This is a genomic window from Micromonospora sp. WMMD1155, assembly GCF_029581275.1.
GTDB lineage: Bacteria > Actinomycetota > Actinomycetes > Mycobacteriales > Micromonosporaceae > Micromonospora.
On record NZ_CP120742.1, the window covers coordinates 2312303 to 2335227 of the forward strand.

Annotated in this window: 22 protein-coding genes; 8 read left to right on the top strand and 14 right to left on the bottom strand. The window is 71.3% G+C overall.

Annotated elements, in window-relative coordinates:
- Positions 1 to 20 precede the first annotated feature (20 nt).
- The 7 genes from O7617_RS10360 to paaA form a co-directional block, all read right to left on the bottom strand.
- Entirely contained in the window at positions 21 to 1646 is a 1626-nt protein-coding gene (locus O7617_RS10360; protein WP_282263122.1) for a hypothetical protein, read from the bottom strand.
- Between the two features lie 431 nt (positions 1647 to 2077).
- Positions 2078 to 3268: a cyclic dehypoxanthinyl futalosine synthase gene (gene mqnC / locus O7617_RS10365; protein WP_088986770.1), complete on the bottom strand. Its 1191-nt coding sequence runs from the start codon at positions 3266 to 3268 to the stop codon at positions 2078 to 2080.
- A 355-nt stretch (positions 3269 to 3623) separates the two neighbouring features.
- Positions 3624 to 4733 (bottom strand): 1,2-phenylacetyl-CoA epoxidase subunit PaaE, encoded by a 1110-nt coding sequence (gene paaE, locus O7617_RS10370; protein WP_282263123.1) that lies wholly within the window; start codon positions 4731 to 4733, stop codon positions 3624 to 3626.
- Positions 4730 to 5206 (bottom strand): 1,2-phenylacetyl-CoA epoxidase subunit PaaD, encoded by a 477-nt coding sequence (gene paaD / locus O7617_RS10375; protein WP_282263124.1) that lies wholly within the window; start codon positions 5204 to 5206, stop codon positions 4730 to 4732. Before paaD ends, paaE begins: the two co-directional genes overlap by 4 nt.
- Complete coding sequence (gene paaC / locus O7617_RS10380; RefSeq protein ID WP_282264697.1) at positions 5200 to 5961, bottom strand: 1,2-phenylacetyl-CoA epoxidase subunit PaaC; 762 nt, start codon at positions 5959 to 5961, stop codon at positions 5200 to 5202. Before paaC ends, paaD begins: the two co-directional genes overlap by 7 nt.
- Before the next feature lie 68 nt (positions 5962 to 6029).
- On the bottom strand, positions 6030 to 6314 hold the full coding sequence (gene paaB / locus O7617_RS10385) for a 1,2-phenylacetyl-CoA epoxidase subunit PaaB (protein WP_238668904.1): 285 nt from the start codon (positions 6312 to 6314) through the stop codon (positions 6030 to 6032).
- 32 nt (positions 6315 to 6346) lie between these two features.
- A complete protein-coding gene (paaA, locus tag O7617_RS10390) occupies positions 6347 to 7420 on the bottom strand; it encodes a 1,2-phenylacetyl-CoA epoxidase subunit PaaA (RefSeq protein ID WP_282263126.1) in 1074 nt (357 codons plus the stop codon).
- A 372-nt stretch (positions 7421 to 7792) separates the two neighbouring features.
- Here paaA and O7617_RS10395 point away from each other — a divergent pair, with 372 nt between their 5' ends.
- Together O7617_RS10395 and O7617_RS10400 are read left to right on the top strand one after the other, a co-directional pair.
- Positions 7793 to 8779, top strand: a complete 987-nt coding sequence (locus O7617_RS10395) for a hypothetical protein (protein WP_282263128.1) — start codon at positions 7793 to 7795, stop codon at positions 8777 to 8779.
- Positions 8779 to 9741 carry a hypothetical protein gene (locus O7617_RS10400; RefSeq protein ID WP_282263129.1) on the top strand — a complete coding sequence of 321 codons (963 nt, stop codon included), beginning with the start codon at positions 8779 to 8781 and terminating at the stop codon, positions 9739 to 9741. The genes O7617_RS10395 and O7617_RS10400 overlap by 1 nt, the downstream gene beginning before the upstream one ends.
- A 21-nt stretch (positions 9742 to 9762) precedes the next feature.
- On the opposite strand, the gene O7617_RS10405 is transcribed toward O7617_RS10400, so the two are convergent.
- Genes O7617_RS10405 through O7617_RS10415 form a run of 3 tightly spaced genes read right to left on the bottom strand, consistent with a single transcriptional unit; the run spans position 9763 to position 12558 of the window.
- Complete coding sequence (locus tag O7617_RS10405) at positions 9763 to 10614, bottom strand: menaquinone biosynthesis protein (protein WP_282263130.1); 852 nt, start codon at positions 10612 to 10614, stop codon at positions 9763 to 9765.
- Positions 10607 to 11932, bottom strand: coding sequence for an MFS transporter (locus O7617_RS10410; RefSeq protein WP_282263131.1), 1326 nt, complete (start codon positions 11930 to 11932; stop codon positions 10607 to 10609). The genes O7617_RS10405 and O7617_RS10410 overlap by 8 nt, the downstream gene beginning before the upstream one ends.
- 41 nt (positions 11933 to 11973) lie before the next feature.
- A complete protein-coding gene (locus tag O7617_RS10415; RefSeq protein WP_282263132.1) occupies positions 11974 to 12558 on the bottom strand; it encodes a winged helix-turn-helix domain-containing protein in 585 nt (194 codons plus the stop codon).
- 663 nt (positions 12559 to 13221) lie between these two features.
- Between O7617_RS10415 and O7617_RS10420 the strand changes: the two genes are divergently transcribed.
- Both O7617_RS10420 and O7617_RS10425 read left to right on the top strand, forming a co-directional pair.
- Positions 13222 to 14472, top strand: a complete 1251-nt coding sequence (locus tag O7617_RS10420) for an HNH endonuclease signature motif containing protein (protein WP_282263134.1) — start codon at positions 13222 to 13224, stop codon at positions 14470 to 14472.
- Between the two features lie 871 nt (positions 14473 to 15343).
- Complete coding sequence (locus O7617_RS10425; protein ID WP_282263135.1) at positions 15344 to 17539, top strand: AAA family ATPase; 2196 nt, start codon at positions 15344 to 15346, stop codon at positions 17537 to 17539.
- Between the two features lie 73 nt (positions 17540 to 17612).
- Here the strand turns inward: O7617_RS10425 and O7617_RS10430 are convergent, their stop codons facing one another.
- The 4 genes from O7617_RS10430 to O7617_RS10445 are packed head-to-tail and all read right to left on the bottom strand — an operon-like array spanning position 17613 to position 19989.
- Positions 17613 to 18224 carry a hypothetical protein gene (locus O7617_RS10430; protein WP_282263137.1) on the bottom strand — a complete coding sequence of 204 codons (612 nt, stop codon included), beginning with the start codon at positions 18222 to 18224 and terminating at the stop codon, positions 17613 to 17615.
- 4 nt (positions 18225 to 18228) lie between these two features.
- Positions 18229 to 18651 (bottom strand): YbaB/EbfC family nucleoid-associated protein, encoded by a 423-nt coding sequence (locus tag O7617_RS10435; protein WP_282263138.1) that lies wholly within the window; start codon positions 18649 to 18651, stop codon positions 18229 to 18231.
- Between the two features lie 10 nt (positions 18652 to 18661).
- Entirely contained in the window at positions 18662 to 19588 is a 927-nt protein-coding gene (locus tag O7617_RS10440) for a WXG100 family type VII secretion target (RefSeq protein WP_282263139.1), read from the bottom strand.
- On the bottom strand, positions 19585 to 19989 hold the full coding sequence (locus O7617_RS10445; RefSeq protein ID WP_282263141.1) for a type VII secretion target: 405 nt from the start codon (positions 19987 to 19989) through the stop codon (positions 19585 to 19587). The genes O7617_RS10440 and O7617_RS10445 overlap by 4 nt, the downstream gene beginning before the upstream one ends.
- 134 nt (positions 19990 to 20123) lie before the next feature.
- Here O7617_RS10445 and O7617_RS10450 point away from each other — a divergent pair, with 134 nt between their 5' ends.
- Genes O7617_RS10450 through O7617_RS10465 form a run of 4 tightly spaced genes read left to right on the top strand, consistent with a single transcriptional unit; the run spans position 20124 to position 22876 of the window.
- Positions 20124 to 20762, top strand: coding sequence for a transporter (locus O7617_RS10450; protein WP_282263142.1), 639 nt, complete (start codon positions 20124 to 20126; stop codon positions 20760 to 20762).
- Complete coding sequence (locus O7617_RS10455) at positions 20759 to 21070, top strand: transcriptional regulator (protein ID WP_282263143.1); 312 nt, start codon at positions 20759 to 20761, stop codon at positions 21068 to 21070. The genes O7617_RS10450 and O7617_RS10455 overlap by 4 nt, the downstream gene beginning before the upstream one ends.
- Positions 21067 to 22128 (top strand): ABC transporter ATP-binding protein, encoded by a 1062-nt coding sequence (locus O7617_RS10460; RefSeq protein ID WP_282263144.1) that lies wholly within the window; start codon positions 21067 to 21069, stop codon positions 22126 to 22128. Before O7617_RS10455 ends, O7617_RS10460 begins: the two co-directional genes overlap by 4 nt.
- Positions 22129 to 22138: 10 nt before the next feature.
- Positions 22139 to 22876 (top strand): ABC transporter permease, encoded by a 738-nt coding sequence (locus tag O7617_RS10465; protein ID WP_282263145.1) that lies wholly within the window; start codon positions 22139 to 22141, stop codon positions 22874 to 22876.
- Positions 22877 to 22925 lie beyond the last annotated feature (49 nt).

The following is a 22925-nucleotide window of genomic DNA, read 5'->3' on the forward strand; positions in this document are numbered from 1 at the left end:
CGTTCGTCAGGACGCCCGGGTCAGTCGGTCGACTTCTCGTCGCTCGGGGAGACCAGGACGACCTTGCGTCGACGGGAGAGCACCAGCAGCGCTCCACCGACGAGCAGGATGACCAATCCGATGCCGCCGATCAGGCCGACCTGCACCCCGGTCACCGGCAGACCACCACCGCCCGGCCCGCCACCGGCGGAGCCGCCGCCGGGAGCAGGCGAAACGGTCATGCCGGGCGTCGGCGTACCACTCGCCGTCGGCGTGACCGTCGGGGTCGGCGTGACCGTCACCGTCGGCGTGACCGTCGGCGTCGGCGTCACCGTCGGAGTGGGCGTCACCGTCGGGGTCGGCGTCTCCGTCGGGGTCGGCGTCTCCGTCGGGGTCGGCGTCTCCGTCGGGGTCGGCGTCTCCGTCGGGGTCGGCGTCTCCGTCGGAGTGGCCGTCGGCGTCGGAGTGGGCGTCACCGTCGGGGTCGGCGTGACCGTCGGGGTCGGCGTCTCCGTCGGGGTCGGCGTCACCGTCGGCGTCGGCGTCACCGTCGGAGTCGGCGTCGGCGTCACCGTCGGGGTCGGCGTGACCGTCGGAGTGGGCGTCTCCGTCGGGGTCGGCGTCACCGTCGGAGTCGGCGTCACCGTCGGCGTGACGGTCGGCGTCGGCGTCGGGGTCGGCTCCACTTCCACCTCGACGAAGACGTCGAAGACCGCCTGGTTGTCGCCCTCGTCGACCTCGGTGAACGCCTTGCGCTGGGCGGTGCTGGCCCGCGCGGGCTTCTCCTCGGGCGTGCCGGCAGCCGCGTCCAGACCGTGCGCGACCAGCTCGCCGACCCGCAGCACCGGCTGGGTGACGTCCTTGCCGACTGTCACCTTGATGTCCGCCGTGTAGTAGTCACCGGGCCGGATCACCGCGCCGTCGTCCTGGCAGAGCGCCTGGGCGACGCCGAAGGTCTGCGCGGTGCAGGTGTCCGGCAGGGTGTCGAAGGTGACGCCGGCGGGGAGGGTGAGCACGTAGGCGACGCCGGTGGCCTTGCGGCTGCCGTCGTTGTAGATCGCCCAGTCGACCGGCACGGTCTCGCCCGGTCGTACGGGGCGGAGGTTCGGGTCGTCGCCGGTGACGCCGTTCACCACGACGTTAGCGTTGACGTCCTGCACCCAACTGGTCAGGTCGTAACCGGGCTCGGTGACGGTGATGTCGTGCCGGACCCTGTTGTCTTCCTTGTTGGGGTCGTCGGTGGCCGAGCGGATGTTGACCACCAGAGCGCCGGCGGCGCCCAGCCCACCGATGGAGAAGACCGGGATGCCGAAGTCCTCGCTGGTGCCGGCGGCGAGGTCGCCGAGGCGGCAGGTGAACTTCTCGCCGTTCACCTTGCAGCCGTCGGGCACCACGACCCGGACCTTGCCGGTGTCGAGCTTGCTGGTGTCCACGGTGTAGCTGACGCCCTTGGCGTCTTCCTTGCTGCGGGTGTTGTCGACAGTGAACTTGAACGGCTTGCTCTTGGCCTCCGTGACACCCTTGGCCAGGTTGTAGCTGAGCGGTACCAGGGCCAGATCGGCCTCCTCGGCCGCCAGTACCGGAGCGGCCACGGCGGCGATGCCACCGGCCGCGAGTAACGCCACGACACTGGCGCGCACCAGCGTCGAACGGTGGAACGCTGTCATCAGTCCCCCGGGGGTAGGGAAGAAAGAGAGTGTGTTGCGGAACGAGCGGACGCTATCGGAGGCCGATCTCGCACGCCAGCGGGCGCACCCGTTTTTCATCCGTCCGGCCCGAGCTGGCCAGACGGTACGGGCGGGATGGTCACCCATCCCGCCCGTACCGCCGTGCGTTATATGAACGACCCGCAACGGGCCGATGGAGGACGAACCCACGACGAGGACCGTCAGACCATCCGCCACCAGCACGATCGCACCGGTCTCGGCAAGCCACGGCGGCAACGGATACGAGCCGCGACGCTAGCCGTCGGCGATCATCTCCACCACCCCCACGCCGGGCAGCCTGACGGAGCGGCGACCGGGACCACCCGTACCGCCGGGGTGTTCCGGCGGGAGCATGAGTGGCGGTCAGCCGAACGGCCGGGCCTCGACACGCGTCAGTTGACCTCGACCAACGGCAGGGACTTGCCCGCGCCGCCGCCGGGCAGCGCGATCGAGGAGAAGTGCGAGACCACCCGCTCGTCGGTCGGGTCGTCGGCCGGCGTGTGGTGCACGGCGAGCCGGTTGTAGAGGGTGTCCCGCTGCGCGGGGATCCGGTCCGCCGAGCGGATCATGCCGATCAGCTCGTGCAGGTTGGAGCGGTGCCGCGCACCGGCGGAGGAGATGACGTTCTCCTCCAGCATGATCGAGCCGAGGTCGTCCACGCCCATGTGCAGCGCGAGCTGACCGACGTCCTTGCCGGTGGTCAGCCAGGACGCCTGCAGGTGCGGCACGGTCTCGAAGAAGAGCCGAGCCACCGCGACCAGCCGCAGGTATTCCAGCGTGGTCGCCTGGGTGCGGCCCTTGAGGTGGTTGTTCTCCGGCTGGTAGGTCCACGGGATGAAGGACCGGAAACCGCGGGTGCGGTCCTGCACGTCCCGGATCATGCGCAGGTGCTCGATCCGCTCGGCGTGCGTCTCGCCGGTGCCCATCATCATGGTGGCGGTCGACTCGATGCCCTGCCGGTGGGCCAGCTCCATGACCTCCAGCCAGCGCTCGCCCGACTCCTTGAGCGGCGCGATCGCCTTGCGAGGCCGCTCGGGCAGCATCTCCGCACCGGCACCGGCGATCGAGTCCAGACCGGCCGTCTTGATCCGGGCGATGGCCTCGTCCAGGCTCACCCCGGAGACCTTCGCCATGTGCAGGATCTCGCTCGGGCCGATCGAGTGGATGACCAACTGCGGGTACGCCTGCTTGACCGAGGAGAACAGCTCCTCGTAGTACTCCACGCCGTAGTCCGGGTGGTGCCCGCCCTGGAGCATCACCTGGGTAGCGCCCAACTCGACGGCCTCACCACACCGGCGAAGGATCTCCTCGGTCGGGTGGGTCCACCCTTCCTGGTGCTTGGGCGCCCGGTAGAACGCGCAGAACTTGCACGCCGTCACGCAGACGTTCGTGTAGTTGATGTTGCGGTCGATCAGGTAGGTGACGACGTTGTCCGGGTAGCGCCGCCGGCGCACCGCGTCCGCCGCCTCGCCCAACGCGTGGAAGGGCGCCTCGGTGTAGAGCAGCAACGCCTCCTCGGGCGTGATCCGCCCGCCGTCCGCACCGCGCTGCAGGATGTCGTCGATCTCCCGGCTCACCGTCACACCCCGAGCCTACGTCGCCTCACCCGGCTCGACCGCCTGGCCCCGTCGAGGTGCGGCACGTCCCACAGCCCCCAACCGGTCAACTCTCGCGCACCTCGATGCGGATGTCGTAGGTGTCCCGCAGCTCGGCGGCGAGCGCCGGACCCAGCCCATCTGCGGAAAGCCGAACAACCGTTCGTCGGTCAGCATCCTGTCGATGGCGTGCCGGATGCTGAGGTCGAACCAGTACTCGTCGAGGTTGTCGTGGTAGCCCTCCTCGCAAACTCGACGACCTGCTCCCACCCCTCCACGAGGCCGGTCGGCCGCCGGCCCCCGGTCACCTCGGCGAACCGTTCCACGAACTGCCGGTCGTCGGTCATGCGTCGTAGTCGACGGTGAGCTGGTCGGTCGTCGGGCTGGACTGGCAGGTCAGCACGTATCCGGCGGCCAGCTCGTCCGGCTCCAGCGCGTAGTTGCGGGCCATGGTGACCGCGCCGTCCACGACCTTCGCCTTGCAGGTCGAGCAGACACCACCCTTGCAGGCGTACGGCAGCTCGCCGCGCACCTTCAGCGCGGCGTCCAGCACCCGTTCCTCGCGACCCATGGTGAAGCTCGACGACCGGCCGTCCAGCACGATCGTCACCTCGGCCCCGGAGCCCGCCTGTTCGACGGGTCGGCGCACCGGCTCCGGCGGCGCGTCGACGTGGAACAGCTCGGTGTGCACCGCCGACTCGGGCAGCCCGCGTGCGGTCAGCACGTCCCGGACGTCGACCACCATGCCGTACGGGCCGCAGAGGAACCACTCCTCGATCAGGTCACCCGGCACGATGCCGTCGAGCAACCGGCCCAGCCGTTCCGCGTCGATCCGCCCGGAGAGCAGCGGGGACTCGCCCTGTTCCCGGGAGAGGACGTGCACCAGGTGCAGCCGGGTGGGGTAGCGGTCCTTCAGGTCGGCCAACTCCTCGGCGAACATCACCGTGTTCGCCGTGCGGTTGCCGTACACCAGGGTGAAGGTGCTGGCCGGCTCGACGGCCAGGGCGGTCGCGACCAGCCCGAGCACCGGGGTGATGCCGGAGCCCGCGACGACCGCGCCGTAGTGCCGCACCCGGTCCGGCGCGAACGCCGTGGTGAACGTGCCCAGCGGCGGCAGCACCTCGACCGTGTCGCCGCTGCGCAGCGCCCCGCAGGCGAACGCCGAGAACGCGCCACCGGGAACCTCCCGCACCCCGATCCGCAACCGGCCGTGCCGGGCCAGGTCGTCGGGGGTCGAGCAGATCGAGTACGACCGGCGCACGTCGGTGCCGTCCTCGGCCACCCGACGGACCGTGAGGTGCTGGCCCGCGCGGAAGGCGAAGGTCTCCCGCAACTCCTCGGGTACGGCGAAGGTCACCGCCACGGAGTCGTCGGTTAGCCGGTCGACGGCGGAGACCGCCAACCTGTGGAAGACCGGCCGTCGCCGGACCGGACGGGTGATGGTGACAGTCACAGCGCCTTCAGGTGGTCGAAAGGTTCGGAGCAGGAGCGGCATCTCCACAGCGCCTTGCACGCGGTGGAGCCGAACCGGCTGACCTGCTCGGTCTCCGGCGACCCGCACCGCGGGCAGCGAACCGCGAGGGTCAACGGCACGACGCCGGCCGCCGGAGCCGGAGCCGGCGGTGCGATCCCGGCGGCGGCGAGCTTCGCCCGCCCGTCCGCGGAGATCCAGTCGGTGCTCCATGGTGGGCTGAAGACGGTGCGGATCTCGGCGTCGGGGTGACCCGCCACCGCGAGCGCGCGGCGGATGTCGGCGCGGATCACGTCCATCGCCGGGCAGCCGGTGTAGGTCGGGGTGATGGTGACGGTGACCCGACCGCTGTTCGGATCCTCCTCGACCGCCCGCAGGATGCCCAGCTCGTCGATGGTGATGACCCGGATCTCCGGGTCCACCACCGACGCGGCCGCCGCCCTGGGGTTCACCACTGTGCCCCGGGGTGGGCGCGGTGCAGCACCTGCATCTCGGCGAGCAGGTACGCCAGGTGTTCGGTGTGCACGCCGGTCCGTCCGCCACCTGGCGCCCAGGCGCTCTCCGGCCGGCTGAGCGTCGCCTCGGCCAGTACCGCGCTGACGGTCTCGTCGAACGCCGGGCGCACTGTGACCGGGTCGACCGGCGCCGCCGGGTCCGCGACGAACAGCTCATGGGTGTACGGCCACACCTGGTCCACGGCAGCCTGCATCCGACGGTGCGACTCCTCGGTGCCGTCGCCGAGCCGCTTCACCCACAGCGCGCCGTGGTCCAGGTGGTACGCCGACTCCTTGCGCGCCTTCGCGCCGATCGCGGCCAGCCGCTCGTCCGCGCAGTCGACCAGCGCGGTGTACAGCGGCAGCTGGTACGCGGCCAGGAAGAACAGCTTCGCCATCGTCACCGCGAAGTCGCCGTTGGGCAGCTCGACCAGGAGCGCGTTGCGGAACTCGCGGTCGTCGCGCAGGTACGCCAGCGCGTCCTCGTCCCGGCCCGCGCCCTCCAGCTCACCCGCGTACGACAACAGCAGGCGGGCCGCGCCGAGCTGGTCGAGGGCGATGTTGGCCAGCGCGATGTCCTCTTCCATCTCCGGCGCACTGGTGGTCCACTCGGCCAACCGCTGCGCTGCGATCAGCGCGTCGTCGGCGAGGCCGACCGTGAAGTCGAACGGCTTGTTCACGCCGAGCCGGCTGGTTCGCTCGCTTCCCGCCACCACCTCGCTGCGCTCGGCGGCGACGCGAAGCGCCCCGCTGCTGAGCCGCCTGGTTCGCTCGCTCCGCTCGCTCACAGGTGAGCCACCCCGTCCGGCACCTCGTAGAAGGTGGGGTGGCGGTAGACCTTGTCGGCGGCCGGGTCGAAGAAGGCGTCCTTCTCGTCCGGGCTGGACGCGGTGATCGCGCCGGCCGGCACCACCCAGATCGAGACACCCTCCTGGCGGCGGGTGTAGAGGTCCCGGGCGTTACGCAGGGCCAGCTCGGCGTCGGGGGCGTGCAGGCTGCCGACGTGGGTGTGCGACAGCCCGCGTCGGGCCCGCACGAAGACCTCCCACAGAGGCGAATGACTCGTCATGCCGGATTGCTCGGCTCGCTCACTACGCTCGCTCACGCGGCCGTCTCCTTCTGTCCCGCCCGCTTCGCGGCGTACGCCGCGGCGGCCTCGCGTACCCATGCGCCGTCGGCGTGCGCGGCCCGGCGGTGGGCGATCCGTTCCCGGTTGCACGGCCCGTCGCCGGAGATCACCCGCATCAGCTCGTCGTAGTCCGGCTGGGTGTAGTCGTACGCCTGCCGCTCCTCGTTCCAGCGCAGGTCCTCGTCGGGGATGCGCAGCCCGAGGATCTCGGCCTGCTGGACGCACATGTCGACGAAACGCTGACGCAGGTCGTCGTTGGAGAAGCGCTTGATCTTCCAGGCCATCGACTGGGCGGAGTGGGTGGAGTCGCCGTCCGGCGGGCCGAACATGGCCAACGACGGGTACCACCAGCGGTCCACCGCGTCCTGGGCCATCGCCCGCTGCCCCGGGGTGCCGTGCGCCAGGGTGTGCAGGATCTCGTAGCCCTGCCGCTGGTGGAACGACTCCTCCTTGCAGACCCGGATCATCGCCCGGGCGTACGGGCCGTAGGAGCAGCGGCAGAGCGGCACCTGGTTGACGATCGCCGCGCCGTCCACCAGCCACCCGATCGCGCCCACGTCGGCCCAGCTCAGGGTGGGGTAGTTGAAGATCGAGCTGTATTTCTGCTTTCCGTCGAGCAGCAGCTGGACCAGCTCGTCGCGGCTGATGCCGAGGGTTTCGGCGGCGGCGTAGAGGTAGAGACCGTGGCCCGCCTCGTCCTGCACCTTGGCCAGCAGGATGGCCTTGCGCTTGAGTGACGGGGCCCGGCTGATCCAGTTGCCCTCCGGCTGCATGCCGATGATCTCGGAGTGGGCGTGCTGGGCGATCTGCCGGATCAACGTCCGCCGGTACGCGTCGGGCATCCAGTCCCGTGGCTCGATCTTCTGCTCGGCGTCGACGACCTCGGCGAAGTACGCGGCCAGGTCCTCGTCGGGTGTGGGGCCGCCACGCCGCCCGCGAGCCGCTGCCGCGCGCAGGTCGGCCTCGGCGGCCTCGACCTCGCCCAGCAGGCCTCCGCCGGGCCCCTCGTCCGGGGCGCCCGGGGCGGAGAAGTCGTTGCCATACATGAGGCTAAGTGTTACAGCTTGCACCTCGATGCGCCAGGGGGTGTAACAGGAATCCGAGGATCCCATCCGTGACGGATTGAGCGCTTTACGTCACCTGGGCCGGTGGCAAACCCCAGTGACTTAGGCCACGAAACAAAGGTGAATCCACACAACAAAGGCATACCGGTCGCATATCCCGCCTTTATCGCAGGTTGCCTAGTGTCGAAGCCTGGCGGGTCGCACAACCGGACGTAGACTTTCCGCCGTCACACCGATCGGCTTCCGACGATTGCCGCGAAGACAGAGGCCACCTCCCCCGGCCTCGGCGGTCGGCCGGTCCGTCCGGACAACAAGCCGGTCCCCCCGGCCCTGACACCTGGAGCTCACCCACTCATGCGATCTCGCGTGACCATGGTGCTCGCCATCACGGCGGTCCTGCTCGGCGGCGTCCTCCTGGTCCCCGCCGCGTACGCCCGGCTCTCCGACGGCGACAGCAGCGGAGGCGGAGGCGGCGCCTCGACCGTCGCCGCGCCCGCGCCCGCGCCGCCACCGCCGCCCACGCTGGCCCCCGGACCGGTGTCGGTGAGTTTCAAGGGTGACTTCTTCTCCTGGGCACTGATGGACCGGAAGACGGGCAAGATCTCCGGGTCGCCGAACATGACCGCGACCAGCTCCACCGAGTCGATGATCAAGGCGTGGATCGTCTCCGACTACCTACGGCAGCTCGGCGACAAGGAGCCGACGGCGGCGTTGAAGAAGGCTGCCAGCCTCGCCATCGTCGACAGCAACGACGGGGCGGCGAACGAGGTCTACAGCGCTGCGGGCGGCTCCTACCGGGTGTTGCCGAACGGGCAGATCGGTCCGGTCATGCAGCGGGCCATCAAGATCTGCGGGCTGACCGACACCAAACGGGGCAACGTCCCGAAGTACGAGGGCTGGTGGAGCTTCACCCGGATGTCTCCTCGTGACGCGGTCCGCGTCGGCAACTGCATCGCCGACGGCCGGGCTGCCGGCCCGAAGTGGACCAAGTGGGTGCTGGATCAGATGGCCAAGGTCAGAGGCACCACCGCGGCGAAGGACCAGCGGCCCAGCTCGGGCGGCGGGCGCTGGGGCATCATCGACGGCCTTCCCAAGTCGATCACCGCCCAGGGCCCGGTCAGCATCAAGAACGGCTGGACCCCGATCAACTACGACGGCAACTGGCACGTCAACTGCCTCGCCGTCAACGACAAGTGGAGCCTCGCGGTGATGCTGCGTTACCCGATCAAGAGCGGTCTGGACTACGGCGCGAAGGTCTGCGCGAGCGTGGCCACCCAGTTGGTGACCCCGCAGCCCGGTGCCGCGCTCAAGGTGCCGCAGCAGCCGGTCGGGAAGCTCTGATGGCCGGGAACCGTCGGACCAGCCGGCGCGACGGCGCCGAGGCGTCCCCGCTTCGGCTGGTCGCGATCGCGGTCATCCTGATCGGGTTGGTGCTGGTCTCGCTGCGGCTGCTGCCCGGGTCACCGTTCGAGTCGGCCGCCGCCGCCAAGTGGGGCGACGCCGGTGCCACGACCAACGATCGGTCCACGGGTTCGGCCACCGACCGCAGTGCTCGCCAGCCGGCCCCGCCGTCGCCCAGCCCCAGCCCGTCGTTGGAGCCGCTGCCGTTCGTGGCGAAGAACCTCGACCTGGACATCGAGGGTTGGTATTCCTGGAGCGTGCTGGACCGCCGGACCGGGCAGATCATCGGTTCCAAGAACATGGGCGAGACCAGCACGACCGCCTCGTTGATCAAGTCTTGGATCGTCGCCGACTACCTGCGTCGCTCGGCCGACGCCGGCCAGACGCCGAGCGACGCGAAACTCGCCGACGCGACGCGGATCATCCGGGACAGCGACAACACCCGGGCCGAACAGTTCTACAACCAGGTCGGCCGGGACGCCTCGATCAAGCGGCTGATCTCCATGTGCAAGCTGACCGACAGCAGCGTCGCCCCCGACAAGGGCTGGTCCCGGACGGCGCTGTCCCCACGCGACACGGCCCGCCTCGGCAACTGCATCGCCACCGGCACCGCCGCCGGGCCGAAGTGGACCAAGTGGCTGCTCAACGAGATGAAGCTGGTGCGCGGCGCTGGTGACTTCGGCATCCGGAAGGCCTTCCCGGCCGCCGAGCAGAAGCAGATCGCCATCAAGAACGGGTGGATCGACCGGACGAAGGAGCAGGAGATGCACATCAACTGCCTGGCGATCGGGGACACCTGGACGATGGGCGTGATGGTCAGGTACCCGATCAACATGGGCTACGACTACGGCATGAAGAACTGCGAGAAGATCACCGAAGCGTTGCTGCGCCCCGGCGTCTGAGCCGCGCTCCCGGCTCGTCGCTCAGCCGGCGAAGAACTCCGGGCCGCCGTCCGGCAGCGCCGGGGCCTCGCCGATCGCGGTGGCCCGCCGGGCCCACTCGCGTAGCCCCTTGATCTGGCGGTCGCCGAGGGAGAAGTCCAAAGTCCGGAAGTACGTGGCGAGCGTCGCCGCGTCGAACGTCTCCCAGCGCGCCGCCGCCTCGGCGACCTGGTCCAACTCGGCCAGGCAGAGGTCCCGCGAGCGCAGGAACGCCTCGTGCACCTCCTTGACCATGCCCGGGTGCGCGGCGGCGAAGTCGCGGCGGACCGCCCAGACCGCGAAGACCATCGGCAGCCCGGTCCACTCTCGCCACGCCTGCCCGAGGTCGGTGACGGTGAGACCCCGCTGCGGCGCCTCGTAGTACGCCCGGAGAGCCACGTCCCCGATCAGCACCGCGGCGTCGGCCTCCAGCAGCATCTGAGTCAGGTCCGGCGGGCAGCGGAAGTAGTCGGGTCGGACACCGTACTGCTCGGCGAGCAGCAGCTGGGCGGTCATCACCCCGGTCCGTGAGGTCGAGCCGAGCGCCACCCGAGCCCCGTCCAACTCGCCGAGCGGTCGAGTGGAGACCATGTTGACCGAGAGCACCGGTCCGTCACTGCCCACCGCCAGGTCCGGCAGGAGCAGCAACTCGTCGGCGTGCTTCAGGTACTCCAGCAGCGTGATCGGGCCGATGTCGAGGTCACCGGCGACCAGTGCCGCGCTCAGCCGGTCCGGCGAGTCCTTGTGCAGGTCGACGTCGAGCAGGGCTCCGGAGCGCATCAGACCCCAGTAGATCGGCAGGCAGTTCAGGAACTGGATGTGCCCGACCCGCGGGCGTGCGATGCGCTCAGCCATGACCCGACCGTATCCCCGGCCTCGGGTTCCGGCTCGGCGGGTCGGGCCGGAGTGGCCAACCCCGCACCGCGGTGTCGTCCGTCGCCTCGCCCGACGACGGCCGCCGTACCGCCCGGGCGACCACCGGCACGAACGCCAGCACCACCAGGAGACCGGCCAGGCCCGCTCCGGCGATCAGTGGGCGGGGCGAAACAGCGGCGAGCAGCGCGCCGCCGATCAGGTAACCGGTCATCGAGCCGCCCTGCACCGCCGCGCCGTAGCCGGCGTACGCCCGGCCACGCATCCCCTCCGGCACCCGGCGGCTGATGAGCAGGTTGGCGAAGACGTTCTCGCCGCCGTTCGCCGCACCGGCCACCAGCCAGAGCGGCACCAGCAGACCGGCCGTCGGCACCCCAGCGGCGAGCAGCACCAGCAGACTGCACACGGCCAGGCTCACCAGCACCCCACGGATGAGAGCCGCGTCGTCGTCGAACCGGCGGGCGAGTCGTGCGGCGAGCCAGCTACCGGGCAGCATTCCGGCCATCCAGGCCGCCCCCACCAGGCCGTAGGTGGTCGCCGAACCGTGCAGCGTCTCCCGGATGAAGAAGACCTCGATCACGTTGATGCCGCCGATCGCCGCGATCACCACCGCGGTGCTCGCCACCATGACCAGCATCAGCGGGTCACGACGCAGTCGCCAGCCCAGCTCCGTACCCCGGTGGCTTGTTCCGCCCGCGGGCCCCGGCGCGGCGGTGGCGGGTCGGCGGCCGCCGCGCCGGGTCCGCAGCAGCAGCCCCGCGACGACCAGCGCAAGGTAGGTCGCGGCATCGAGAAGCAGGGGTACGCGAGTGCCGAACTGCCCGACCAGCAGACCAGCCAGCGCCGGTCCGCCGAGCGCGCCGAGGGAGACGGCGTTCTGACTGATCGCGCTGGCGCGTGGCAGGTCGGCCGGGCGGACCATCGCCGGCAACAGCGCCGCCAGGCAGGGCTGGGTCACCGCGAGCCCGCAGGCGAGCAGCGCGACGAGGCCCACGACCACGATCGGGTGCTCGGCGACGGCGAGCAACGTGCAGATCACCGCCTGAGCCAGCCCGACGGTCACCAGCAGGGCGCGGCTGTCCACCCGGTCGACGAGCCGACCGGTGAGCGGGGCGAGCGCGACCAGCGGCACAGTGGCCGCGAGCAGGAGCCCCGACACGGCGAGCCCTCCCGCACCGGCACCCTGCAACGCCAGCGCGAGCGCGGTGGCGGCGAGGAAGTCGCCGCAGATCGTGGTGCCGCGTGCGATGGCGGCGAGCCAGACGTCCGGCCAGCGCGACGTACCAGTTGTGAAGGACATACTTCGAAAATAATCCTTCACAACCGGTACGCGCAAGCGGACTACGCCAGCGGCACCGTCCGGTACTGCACGGCGACCGAACGCGCCCCCGACGGGGGATCCGCCTGCCGCCGTCGCGCCTGGTACGGCCGAAGCAGCGCCATGACCTGCTCGTTCAGCCCGCTCAACTCCTCGGCGGTCAGCAACAGCAACGTGTCGGTGAAGAGCGCCGTGTCGTACCACTCCTGAGGCTCGTCCCCGGCGCGCCGCAACCAGTCCCGAGTGCGCTCCATGCCTCGGACCGCATGGGCCTCCACCAGCGCCTGCTCGGCCGCACGCGCCTCAGGCCCGGCGTCCCGGCCGGCCTCGACCAACACACTCGCACTCGACACGCGCCACAGCCGCTCGCGCGCGTCCCCACGGCTCGGCGCCTGCTCGACCAGACCGAACTTCGCCAACGCCCGCAGGTGATAGCTGGTCGCGCTCGGCGACAGCCCGACGATCTCGGCGCACTCGGTGGCGGTCCCGCCGCTCTCGCGGCTGTTCAGGTACTCCATGATCGCGATCCGGGCCGGATGGGCCATCGCCCGCATCACCTGCGGGTCACTGATCGTCATCCGACGCGAATCGGGGCGGGCCTCGGTCATGACCCCATGATCCCGGCCGACCTACCGACCCGCCACCACCCCGGCATCCCTTCAGCGAACGGCCCCGGTGCGCCTGGGCGTCCAGCACAGTGGGCCGCCCCCCCCAGCCGGCGCCCAGGCGACGAGGCATGCCAGGGGTCACGAGGTGCGGCAGGCATGACCCGGGGCAGCGCGGGCCCGGCCGGGCGACGCGGGCAGCGCGGTCCCGGCCGGGCGACGCGGGCGACGCGGGCAGCGCGGGCTCGGCCGGGCGACGCGGGCAGCGCGGACAGCGCGACGCGGGGCAGCGCGAGCAGCGCGACGCGGGGCAGCGCGAGCAGCGCGAGCAGCGCGAGCAGCGCGATGCGGGCAGCGCGACGCGGGGCAGCGCGGGCAGCGCGGGCAGCGCGAGCAGCGCGAGCAGCGCGAGCAGCGCGAGCAGCGCGAGCAGCGCGATGCGGGCAGCGCGACGCGGGGCAGCGCGACGCAGAGCCCCGGCCACGGTGCCGCCTGTCGCTTTCGGCCGCGGCGCCCGTTCCGCCCGGAGCCTCGCCCGCCGCGTGGCACGCACGAACAGCGACGAGCAGGCGGCGACTCGGGGCGATACGACTCGACTCGAAAACATGGGGAGAACATTGATCAACAAGGATCAGAATTGTCGTACGTACGTTCTATTCTTTCCCCATGTTGAGTGCGTTGGCGCAGGCGGGTGAGGCAGTCGACGACTGCGCCCAAGCCTCGCTGTGGGCGCTCTCCGACAGTGAGTTGCTCGGGTCCCTCGACGCGGCGCACGTGTTGGCGCAGCGGTTGGCCACCGTTCAGCTCGGTCTGGTGCGCGAGTTGGACAGCCGCGGCCTGGCGACCGCCCAGGGCGCCTCGTCCACAGCCGGGTGGCTGCGGGAACGGCTTCGGCTCACCGGCCGTTCCGCCCGCCAACTGGTTCAGCTCGCCACCACCATCGACGCCGCCCCACCGGCGGTGCGTGACGCGCTGCTCAGCGGTGCGATGTCCGTCGACCAGGGTCGGGTGGTGGCAGAAACGATCGCCGCCCTTCCGCAGGAGGCAGGCCCGGAGGTGGCGGATAAAGCCACCCGACTCCTGGTCGACTGGGCCGACCGATTCGATCCGACCACCCTGGGCCGTCTCGGGGACCGCGTCCTCACGCACGTCGCACCGGACTTGGCCGACCAGGCCGAGTTGGCCGCTCTCAAGCGGGCCACCGAGCGTGCCGAGGCCCGCCGGCACGTCACGCTCTCCGAACAGCACAACGGGCAGGTACGCCTCAGCGGCAACCTCGACACCGAAACCGCGTGTCTGCTGCGAGAGGCGATCGATCCGCTCTGCGCCCCGGCCGGTGAGCACGACGACCGCAGCCCCGGTCAGCGTCGAGCGGACGCGCTGGGCGAAGTCTGTCGGCTCGCGCTGCGCACCGGTGAGCTGCCCGACAACGGTGGCGACCGGCCGCAACTCGTTGTGACCGTCTCGTTGGACGAGTTGGTCAACGGCGTACGCGCCGGCACCCTGGAGACCGGCGAACCCCTCACGCCCGGCGCGATCCGGCGTCTCGCCTGCGACGCAAGCGTGCTGCCTGCGGTGCTGGGCGGCAACAGCCAGGTCCTGGACGTCGGCCGCCAGCGCCGGCTCTTCAACGGCCCGTTGCGCCGCGCGCTGGTGCTTCGCGACGGCGGTTGCGCCTTCCCTGGCTGCGATCGGCCGTCCCGGTGGTGCGATGGTCACCACGTCCGGCATTGGGCCGACGGTGGTGTGACGGCACTGGGCAATGCTGTGCTGCTCTGCGGCTACCACCACCGGCTGGTCCACCGCAGTGACTGGAAGATCCGCATCGCAGCCGACGGCCGACCCGACTTCCTCCCGCCCCACTGGCTCGATCCGCTGCGCACGCCACGACGCAACCTCTACCACCGGCGCTGCTGATACCGGCAGACATGCCTCCGCCATCGAAGCGGAGCCGACCACGCCAGCGATCCCCGACGCCACCCGCATACCGGCGCACCCACACGCCGCCCACGCACGCCTGGGCAGGCTGTCCGCGCAGTCCGCCCGCGCACGTCGGCTGCGTGACGGTCGCGGAGGCAAGCGCCTGTCCAAGCGGGCCACCCGGCGCAAAACCGGCCGCATGGTGATCGCGAAGGCCAGCACGGCCGTCCGCGCAAGCACGCCCGATGGTGATCGCGGAGCCAGGCGCCCCCGTCCGCGCAGGCTCACCCGGCGCAAAACCGGCCGCATGGTGATCGCGAAGGCCAGCACGGCCGTCCGCGCAAGCACGCCCGATGGTGATCGCGGAGCCAGGCGCCCCCGTCCGCGCAGGCTCACCCGGCGCAAAACCGGCCGCATGGTGATCGCGAAGGCCAGCACTGCCGTCCCCGCAGGCACGCCCGATGGTGATCGCGGAGCCAGGCGCGGCCGTCCGCGCGAGGTCATCCCGCCATGGCCTGTTCGCGTAGCCCCGGATCGGAGCTGAACCACGACGGCAGGCTCCCCCGTGTGAGCCGGGCCGCAAACACACCTCGCCCGCCGCGATGACCCTCGCGAACCCACTCGGCGACCACGCACACCACCGCACCATGCACACCACCGCACCACCGCACCACCTGGCGACACGCCATCTCGCATGGGTGGTGGTGTGGGTAATTCGGTGGAAGGAACCGGCCTGGGAGCGTAAGGTTGCAGGCCGCTTGACGGCCGAGGTGAGCTGCACCGGAACGGACGTCTTCGCGCCGGGCGGGCGGCCATCCGTCCCCGGACACGCGAGCGCGCAGCTAGATGTGAACGATGGGACGTCAGCATGCCCGCACTTGACCTCGAACCTGACCTCGACTCGGATCTGTCGGCCGAACGCGAACACCTCGCGACCTCGCGGGCAGCGCTACGCCGGATGCGGGAGCGGGCCGAGGCTCTCTTCGCCAGCGGTGACCAGGTTGCCGGTGACGCCTACGCGGCTGAGACGCTCGGGCGCACCCTGGCCCGCCGGGTGGCCGAACTGGCGGACGACCCCACCACGCCACTCTTCTTCGGTCGCCTCGATTTCGCGGGAACGGTGAACCCCGGAACCACAGCCGACGAGGCCACCGGCGACGCGCCCACCGGCACCACGACCACCGACGCCCGCACAGCCGGCACCAGCACCAACACCAGCACCAGCACCAGCACCAGCACCAGCACCAACACCAACACCAACACCAACACCAACACTGATCATGACGGTCGTCGGTATCACGTGGGGCGGCGGCACGTCACCGACGAGCGCGGTGAGCCGTTGGTGCTGGACTGGCGGGCGCCGGTCTCCCGGTCGTTCTACCGGGCCAGTGCGCGCGATCCGCAGGGCGTGGCGGTCCGGCGGCGGTTCGGGTTCAGCAACGGGCTGCTGACCAGCTTCGAGGACGAGCGGTTGGATCGGGGCGAGGAACTGGGCACGACCAGTCGGATCCTCACCGCCGAGATCGAGCGGCCCCGCGTGGGGCCGATGCGGGACATCGTCGCGACCATCCAGCCGGAACAGGACGAGCTGGTCCGGGCCGACCTGGCCGACTCGATCTGTGTGCAGGGCGCGCCGGGCACCGGTAAGACGGCGGTGGGGCTGCACCGGGCCGCGTACCTGCTCTATCTGCACCGGGAGCGGCTGCGACGCGCGGGCGTGCTGATCGTCGGGCCGAACCGGGCGTTCCTGTCGTACATCGCGGCGGTGCTGCCGGCGCTCGGCGAGGTCGAGGTCGAGCAGGCCACAGTGGAGGAGCTGATCTCCCGGGTGCCGGTGCGGGCGGTCGAGGCCCCGGCGGTCGCCGCGCTGAAACACGACGTACGCATGGCGAGCGTGCTGCGACGAGCGGTGCAGACACAGATCGGTACGCCGACCGAGTCGATCACGGTGTCGGACGGTTCGTTCCGGTGGCGGATCGGGTTGGAGCCGTTGCACCGGATCGTCGAGGAGACCCGCGAGGAAGGGCTGCCGTACAACATCGGGCGGGAGCGGGTCCGGGCCCGGGTGGTGAGTCTGCTGCAACGGCAGGCGGAAGCCCGCCGGGCCGAGTCGCCGGGTGATGCCTGGTTGCGCCGGATGGGCCGCTGCCGACCGGTCACCGACTTCCTGGACGCGGTGTGGCCGGCCCTCACCCCGGAAGGGCTGGTGCACGGCCTGCTCTCCGACCCGGGCCGACTGGCCGCAGCGGCGGACGGAGTGCTCGACGAAGCGGAGCAGGCCCTACTCGGGTGGGAGAGACCGGCTCGGACCCCGAAGGCGACCCGCTGGACCGCCGCCGACACGGTGCTGATCGACGAGGCGGCCGGGCTGCTCGAACGGCCCTCCGGGTTCGGGCACGTGGTGGTGGACGAGGCACAGGACCTTTCCCCGATGCAGTGTCGGGCCATTGCCCGCCGCAGCGAACACGGCTCGATCACCCTCCTCGGTGACCTCGCCCAGGGCACCGCACCGTGGTCGGCGGTGGACTGGAAGGTCTCCCTTGCCCACCTGGGCAAGCCGGACGCCGTGGTGGTTCCGCTGACCATCGGTTTCCGGGTGCCCGCCGCGGTGGTCGCGTTCGCGAACCTGCTCCTTCCGGCGCTCGCGGTGGACGTACCGCCGGCTGAGTCGCTGCGGCACGACGGCGGCCTGGACGTGCGTACCGTGACCGACCTGACCTCGGCGACGGTGGCGGAGGTGCGCGCGGCGCTGGCCCACGACGGTTCGGTGGGTGTGATCGCCGCGGACGACGCTGTCGACGGGCTGCGCGCGGCGTTGGCCGACGCCGGGGTCGCGACCGCGACCGCCGACGACGTGGCGGCCGCGGAGCGGGTCACCGTGGTGCCCGCGACGCTGGTCAAGGGCCTGGAGTACGACCACGTGGTGGTGGTCGAGCCGGCCGCGATCGTCGCGGCCGAACCGCGCGGGCTGCACCGGTTGTACGTGGTGCTCACCCGGGCGGTGTCCCGCCTGGCGGTGCTGCACCACGAGCCGCTGCCGGCGCCGCTGTCCGTGCAGAACTGACCAGGCCGCGCACCGACGAGCGCCGCCCACCGGCAGCGCTGGTGCACCTGCGAGGGTCAGCGCACCATGCGGGTCAGCGGCCGGTGAGGGCTGTGGCGATGTCGCGCAACGGTTTGCCGGGCTCGGCGATCGGCACGACGAACGCCAACCAGGAGCCGTCGGTGAACTCGATGCGGAGCCGTTTCGGGTTGAGCCGGTGCCAGCCCACCCGTGCGCCGGCCACGGCGGCTCGGGGCGCCGACCAGACCACCCGGGTCTGCGCTGCCGCCTTCTCGTCGTCGGCCTGGCTGGACCAGAGCTTCATCGGCCCGGAGGCGCACACCAGCAACCGCCGGTCGGTGACGGCCAGGATGGTGTCCTCGGTCGTGGTCGCCGGGGACACCGGGCGTCGGGAGTGTTGCAGGGCGGACGCGGCCGAACCCGGCGCCCCCCGCCCGGCGATGCCGTAGGCGACGCGGTCGACGAGCCGGTCTCCGGCCGAGAAGGAGATCAGCGGCGAGATCAGGTTGAGCAGTACACCGGAGGCGGCACCACCGCGACCGCCGCCGGACGACTCCGGGCTGTCGGTGGCTGGCATCTCTGCCGGTCGGGCACCCTGGGCGATCTCGGTCTTCGCGATGGCGAGCACCCGCTCGCCCGGCTCGACGAGCTGGCTGAGTCGTTCCTGGTACCTGTCGTCCGCCACCGGCTCAGTACCAATCCGGACGGTCGTCGGGCGCCTGACTGCTCGCGGCCGACCGACCGCCGCCGGGCGCGTCGGCAATCACCCCACCGCCGCCGGGGGCGTCGACCGGCCGACTGCCGCCGGGCGCCTCGGCCATCACCTCACCGACCAGTTCGCGGACCCGGGCGGCGGCCGCCTCCTGGGCGCGCTTGGCGGCGGCGGTGAACTCCTCGGCCAGGGTGTACGAGTCGAGGCGCATCGCCCGGGCGTTGACCTCGGTCGAGACGATCGTGCCGTCCGCGGCGGCGGTGACCCGGACCAGGCCGGAGTCGCTCATGCCGTCGGCACTGCTGTCTTCCAACTCGGTCATCTTGCCGGCCAGCTCGCGCTGCCAGCTGTCCAGGTTGCGGGCCAGTGCCTCGATGCGGTCCAGACCGGGAAAGGTCATGGCGGTCCCCTCAGGTCAGGATGGAGTCGAAGACATTCTGCACGCCCTTGGTGTAGGGGCCCAGATCCTCGCGGTACGTGCCGTCCACCAGGTAGTTGCGGTCCTTCGTGCCGTCGGAGATGTCGTGCATGCCGACGCCGGTGTCCAGCAGGGCGCCACCGAGGCCGGGGATGTTGACGGGAGACGCCTGGTTGATCAGGAACTTGCCCGGGAAGAGCGTCTTGAACTTCTCGATCTGGAACGCCCTGGCCTCGGCCGTCCAGCCGGACTTGTTCCAGGCCCGGTACGCCTTCTTCGCCTTGCGGATCTCCAGGACCGCGCGACGGTACTTCATCAGCAGCTCGGCGACCTTCTGCATCTTCGTGGCCAGCTTCGTCAGGATCTCGGCGAACCGAGCGACGATCTTGACCATCCGCCCGACGGTGGTGGCGAGCCGCGCCAGCACCCGCACGACGGTCGCCGCGAGCGAGATGCCCGCGCTCAGCGCCGCCGCCACCGCCGCGATGATCACCTCGGTGAGGAACCAGAGCAGGAACTCGAGGATCAGCTCGACCAGCAGGTTGAACGCGTCGACAGCGGCGTTGGCGGCGTCGACCAGCACCTCCTTGGTGCCGTCCAACCCCTTCGCCAGTTCCTCGATGGCCTCCTCCACCGACTCCATCGAGGCGTGGAAGCTCTCGGCGGCGTCACCCGACCAGGCCCCCCGGAGGCGGGCCCGGTGCTGGATCTGCTCACCGGCGATCTCGCGGACCGCCGCGCCGGTGTCGAGGCAGAGCTGGGCGGCGCGCATCAGGTCGTCGGGCTCGCCCGCGACGAGTTCGAGGAGCTGCTCGAAGGGCCAGAGCACCGCGTTGGACAGCGGCTTGAACGGGTCGGGGGTGCCGGACACGATCTGCTCGAAGTAGGTCTTGTTGCGCGTCAACGCCTCGGTGCTCACGCGGGCACCGGCCCGGTCGTGTCGCCGGTGGACGAGGTGCCCGGTGACCAGGGGCCGGGTGCAATCACGTCGGGAGCGGCCGGGCGGCCGGGCACGAACATGTCGGTGTTGGCGACGTCGGTGCCGGTATAGGCGCCCGCGGTGTCGTCGAGCCCTTCGGCGATGTCCGCCATCACCTCGGCGCCGTCGGCCAGCCCCTGCAGGCAGGCCTCGAACTGTTCGGCGTACGCCGCCGCGAGGCCGAACGACGCCGGCATCACACCGAACGCGTGCCGGGGGACGTGCCCTTCACCGAACGAGCGGTGCAACTCGCGAAAACGCGCCGCACGGTCGGTGGACGCCTTGGCGAACGCCGTCAGCGCCTCCGGCTGGACCTCCAGCTCTCTGCTCGGGCTCGACACGGACCCTCCCCTGTGTCCTGTGCGACGGATCAGCCGCTACGACTCTCCACCATAGGCACTGCTCGCCGCGATCGGTGACCCGGCCGCGACGACGGGGTGACGCGGCCTTGACTTTGTTTCGTAAAGTAGTTTGCGTGGACCCAGACGATGACCTCCCACCCGCCGACGCCGCGACAGCGCTCCGGCTGATCGAGGCCCAGCGATCCGCGACGGTACGCCGGATCGATCCCGATGCCCGCCTGCTCTACTGGCCGTGGGGAGTCGCCTGGCTGGTCGGCTTCGGTCTCTTCTTCCTGCGGTTCCCCCCAGGCGAGGAGCAACTGCTCCGACTCCCGGGCTGGCTGCCGCTGACCGTCCTCTTCGCGCTGCTCCTTGCCGCGGCGGCGGTCCAGGCGGTGGCCAGCGCTCGGGCGTACGGTCAGTTGAGCGGCGACTCCGCGCGGCGTGGCCGCTGGTACGGGTGTGCCTGGGGCCTCGGTTCGGTGAGCGTCTACGCGGGGCTCGGCCGGATCACCGAACACCTGCCGCACGACCTGGCGGCACTGCTCTGGTCGGCGACGGCCGTCGGGCTGACCGCCGCGTTGCACATGGCCGGCGGGGCGATCTGGCTGGACCGGGACCTGTTCCGACTGGGCGTCTGGATCGGCGTGATCAACCTGGCCGGCGCGTTCGCCGGGCCGGGCTGGCACGCACTGGTCGTCTCGGTGGCCGGCGGCGGCGGGATCCTGGTCGCCGGCGCGCTCGCCCGGCGGCGACAGCGACAGCAGCCGTGACCGAACTGGATCCGGTCATCCACGCCCAGGCCCGGCTGCGGGTGGTCGCCAGCCTCTCCGCACTCAACGTCGGCGACCGGATCACCTTTCCGCGCCTGCAGGAACTGCTCGGGATGACCGCCGGCAACCTCTCCGTGCACCTGCGCAAACTCGAGGACGCCGGCTACGTGGAGATCACCAAGACCCACCGTGGACGCACCCCGGCGACCCTGGTCGGGCTCAGCCGGCGGGGCCGGCTGGCGTTCGAGGAGTACACCGAAGCCATCCGCGCCCTGCTCGACCCCATTCCGTCGAAGGAGCAGTCATGACTCTCGCCCGCGCCGACCAGGCCAGCCGCCGGTACGGCGACGTCCTCGCCCTCGACCGCGTCGACCTCGAAGTCCGGGCCGGTGAGCTGGTCGGCCTCCTCGGGCCGAACGGCGCCGGCAAGAGCACCCTGATGAACCTGCTCGTCGGTCTGCGCCGCCCCAGCTCGGGGCGGGTCGAGCTGAACGGTCGCGACCCCCGCGACCCGGCGAGCCGACGACAGATCGGGGTGACCCCGCAGGAGACCGGCCTGCCGGGCACGTTGCGGGTCGGGGAGGTCGTCGACTTCGTCTCCGCGCACTACCCGGACCCGGTTCCCCGCGCCGAACTGCTCGACCGATTCGGCCTGGGCGACCTCGCCCGACGGCAGACCGGTGGGCTCTCCGGAGGGCAGCGCCGTCGGCTGGCGGTGGCGTTGGCGTTCGTCGGCCGACCCCGGTTGGTGCTCCTCGACGAGCCGACCACCGGCCTGGACGTGGCCGCCCGGCACACCCTGTGGGAGGCGATCCGCGCGTTCCACTCCGACGGCGGCACCGTGCTGCTCAGCAGCCACTATCTGGAGGAGGTGGAGGCGCTGGCCCACCGGGTGGTGGTGATCGGGCAGGGCCGGGTGCTCGCCGACGACACGGTGGCCGCGGTGCGCGGCATCGTCGGCGTACGCCGGGTCAGCCTCGTCGCCGACCACCTGCCCGACCTGCCCGGGGTCGTCCGCACCGAACGGATCGACGGCCGGGTGCACCTGCTCACCACCGACGCCGACGAACTGGTCCGTGCGCTGGTCACGGCCGGAGCCGACTTCACCGACCTGGAGGTACGACCGACCTCGCTGGAGGAGGCGTTCCTCGCCATCACCAGCGGGGACGGGTCCACCCCGGGCCAGACCACCGCGGCGGGACGACCCGCCACGGCAGAGGACCGCGCCGCCACCGGCGGCCCAGCCAGCACCGCCGCCACCGGCGGCCCAGCCAGCACCGCCGCCACCGGCGACCCCGCCAGCACCGCCGCCACCGGCGACCCCGCCAGCACCGCCGCCACCGGCGGCCGACCCACCACCGTCTGAGGAGGCCGCCGTGCAGCTCGCCCTGGTCCACGCCCGATACCAACTCCTGGAGATCATCCGGATTCCGGTGGCGGTCTTCGGGAGCGCCTTCTTCCCGGCCGCCGCCATGATCTTCTTCGTGGTGCCGTTCGCCGGTGACGACTCGGTCGGCGCCACCCTCGCCACCGCGTCGATGGTCACCTTCTCGGTGATGAGCGCCAACATCTTCCAGTACGGCGTCGGCGTCGCCGAGGACCGCGACCAGCCGTGGAACCCGTACACCCGGACCCTGCCGGCCGGACCGGCGCCCCGGTTCGCGGGCCGTGTGCTGGCCGGCCTGGCACTGACGTACCTCTCGCTGATCCCGGTCGTCGTGATCGGCGCGACGCTGACCGCGGCCGAGATCACCCCGGCGGCGTTCCTGCTGACCATCGGCACGGTGGCCGTCATCTCGGTGCCGTTCACGCTGATGGGCCTGGCCATCGGCTACTCGCTGCCGAGCAAGGCGGCGATCGTCGTCGCGCAGGTCGTCTTCCTGCCGCTCGCGTTCGGCGGCGGGCTGCTCTCCGCGCCGGGCGACGCGCCCGGGTTCATCGAGACGATCGCCCCGTTCCTGCCCACCCGGGGTGCGGCCGAGCTGATGTGGGCGGCGGTCAGCGACTACCACGTCCAACCGCTGGCGCTGATCATGCTCGGTGTCTGGGTGGTGCTGCTCGCCACGCTCGCCGGCTGGGCGTACCGACGGGACGAGGGTCGCCGGTTCAGCTGACGATTCGTCCGTTTCCGCCCCGAGCCGCGGCGGGACGGTGCCAGGATTC

What these genes read in the sequence shown, in the direction of transcription:
- O7617_RS10360 (WP_282263122.1), bottom strand. Translation starts at nt 1,646, where the DNA reads ATGACAGCGTTCCACCGTTCGACGCTGGTGCGCGCCAGTGTCGTGGCG.
- paaB (WP_238668904.1), bottom strand. Translation starts at nt 6,314, where the DNA reads ATGACGAGTCATTCGCCTCTGTGGGAGGTCTTCGTGCGGGCCCGACGC.
- paaA (WP_282263126.1), bottom strand. Translation starts at nt 7,420, where the DNA reads ATGTATGGCAACGACTTCTCCGCCCCGGGCGCCCCGGACGAGGGGCCC.
- O7617_RS10395 (WP_282263128.1), top strand. Translation starts at nt 7,793, where the DNA reads ATGCGATCTCGCGTGACCATGGTGCTCGCCATCACGGCGGTCCTGCTC.
- O7617_RS10400 (WP_282263129.1), top strand. Translation starts at nt 8,779, where the DNA reads ATGGCCGGGAACCGTCGGACCAGCCGGCGCGACGGCGCCGAGGCGTCC.
- O7617_RS10405 (WP_282263130.1), bottom strand. Translation starts at nt 10,614, where the DNA reads ATGGCTGAGCGCATCGCACGCCCGCGGGTCGGGCACATCCAGTTCCTG.
- O7617_RS10410 (WP_282263131.1), bottom strand. Translation starts at nt 11,932, where the DNA reads ATGTCCTTCACAACTGGTACGTCGCGCTGGCCGGACGTCTGGCTCGCC.
- O7617_RS10415 (WP_282263132.1), bottom strand. Translation starts at nt 12,558, where the DNA reads ATGACCGAGGCCCGCCCCGATTCGCGTCGGATGACGATCAGTGACCCG.
- O7617_RS10420 (WP_282263134.1), top strand. Translation starts at nt 13,222, where the DNA reads ATGTTGAGTGCGTTGGCGCAGGCGGGTGAGGCAGTCGACGACTGCGCC.
- O7617_RS10425 (WP_282263135.1), top strand. Translation starts at nt 15,344, where the DNA reads ATGCCCGCACTTGACCTCGAACCTGACCTCGACTCGGATCTGTCGGCC.
- O7617_RS10435 (WP_282263138.1), bottom strand. Translation starts at nt 18,651, where the DNA reads ATGACCTTTCCCGGTCTGGACCGCATCGAGGCACTGGCCCGCAACCTG.
- O7617_RS10460 (WP_282263144.1), top strand. Translation starts at nt 21,067, where the DNA reads ATGACTCTCGCCCGCGCCGACCAGGCCAGCCGCCGGTACGGCGACGTC.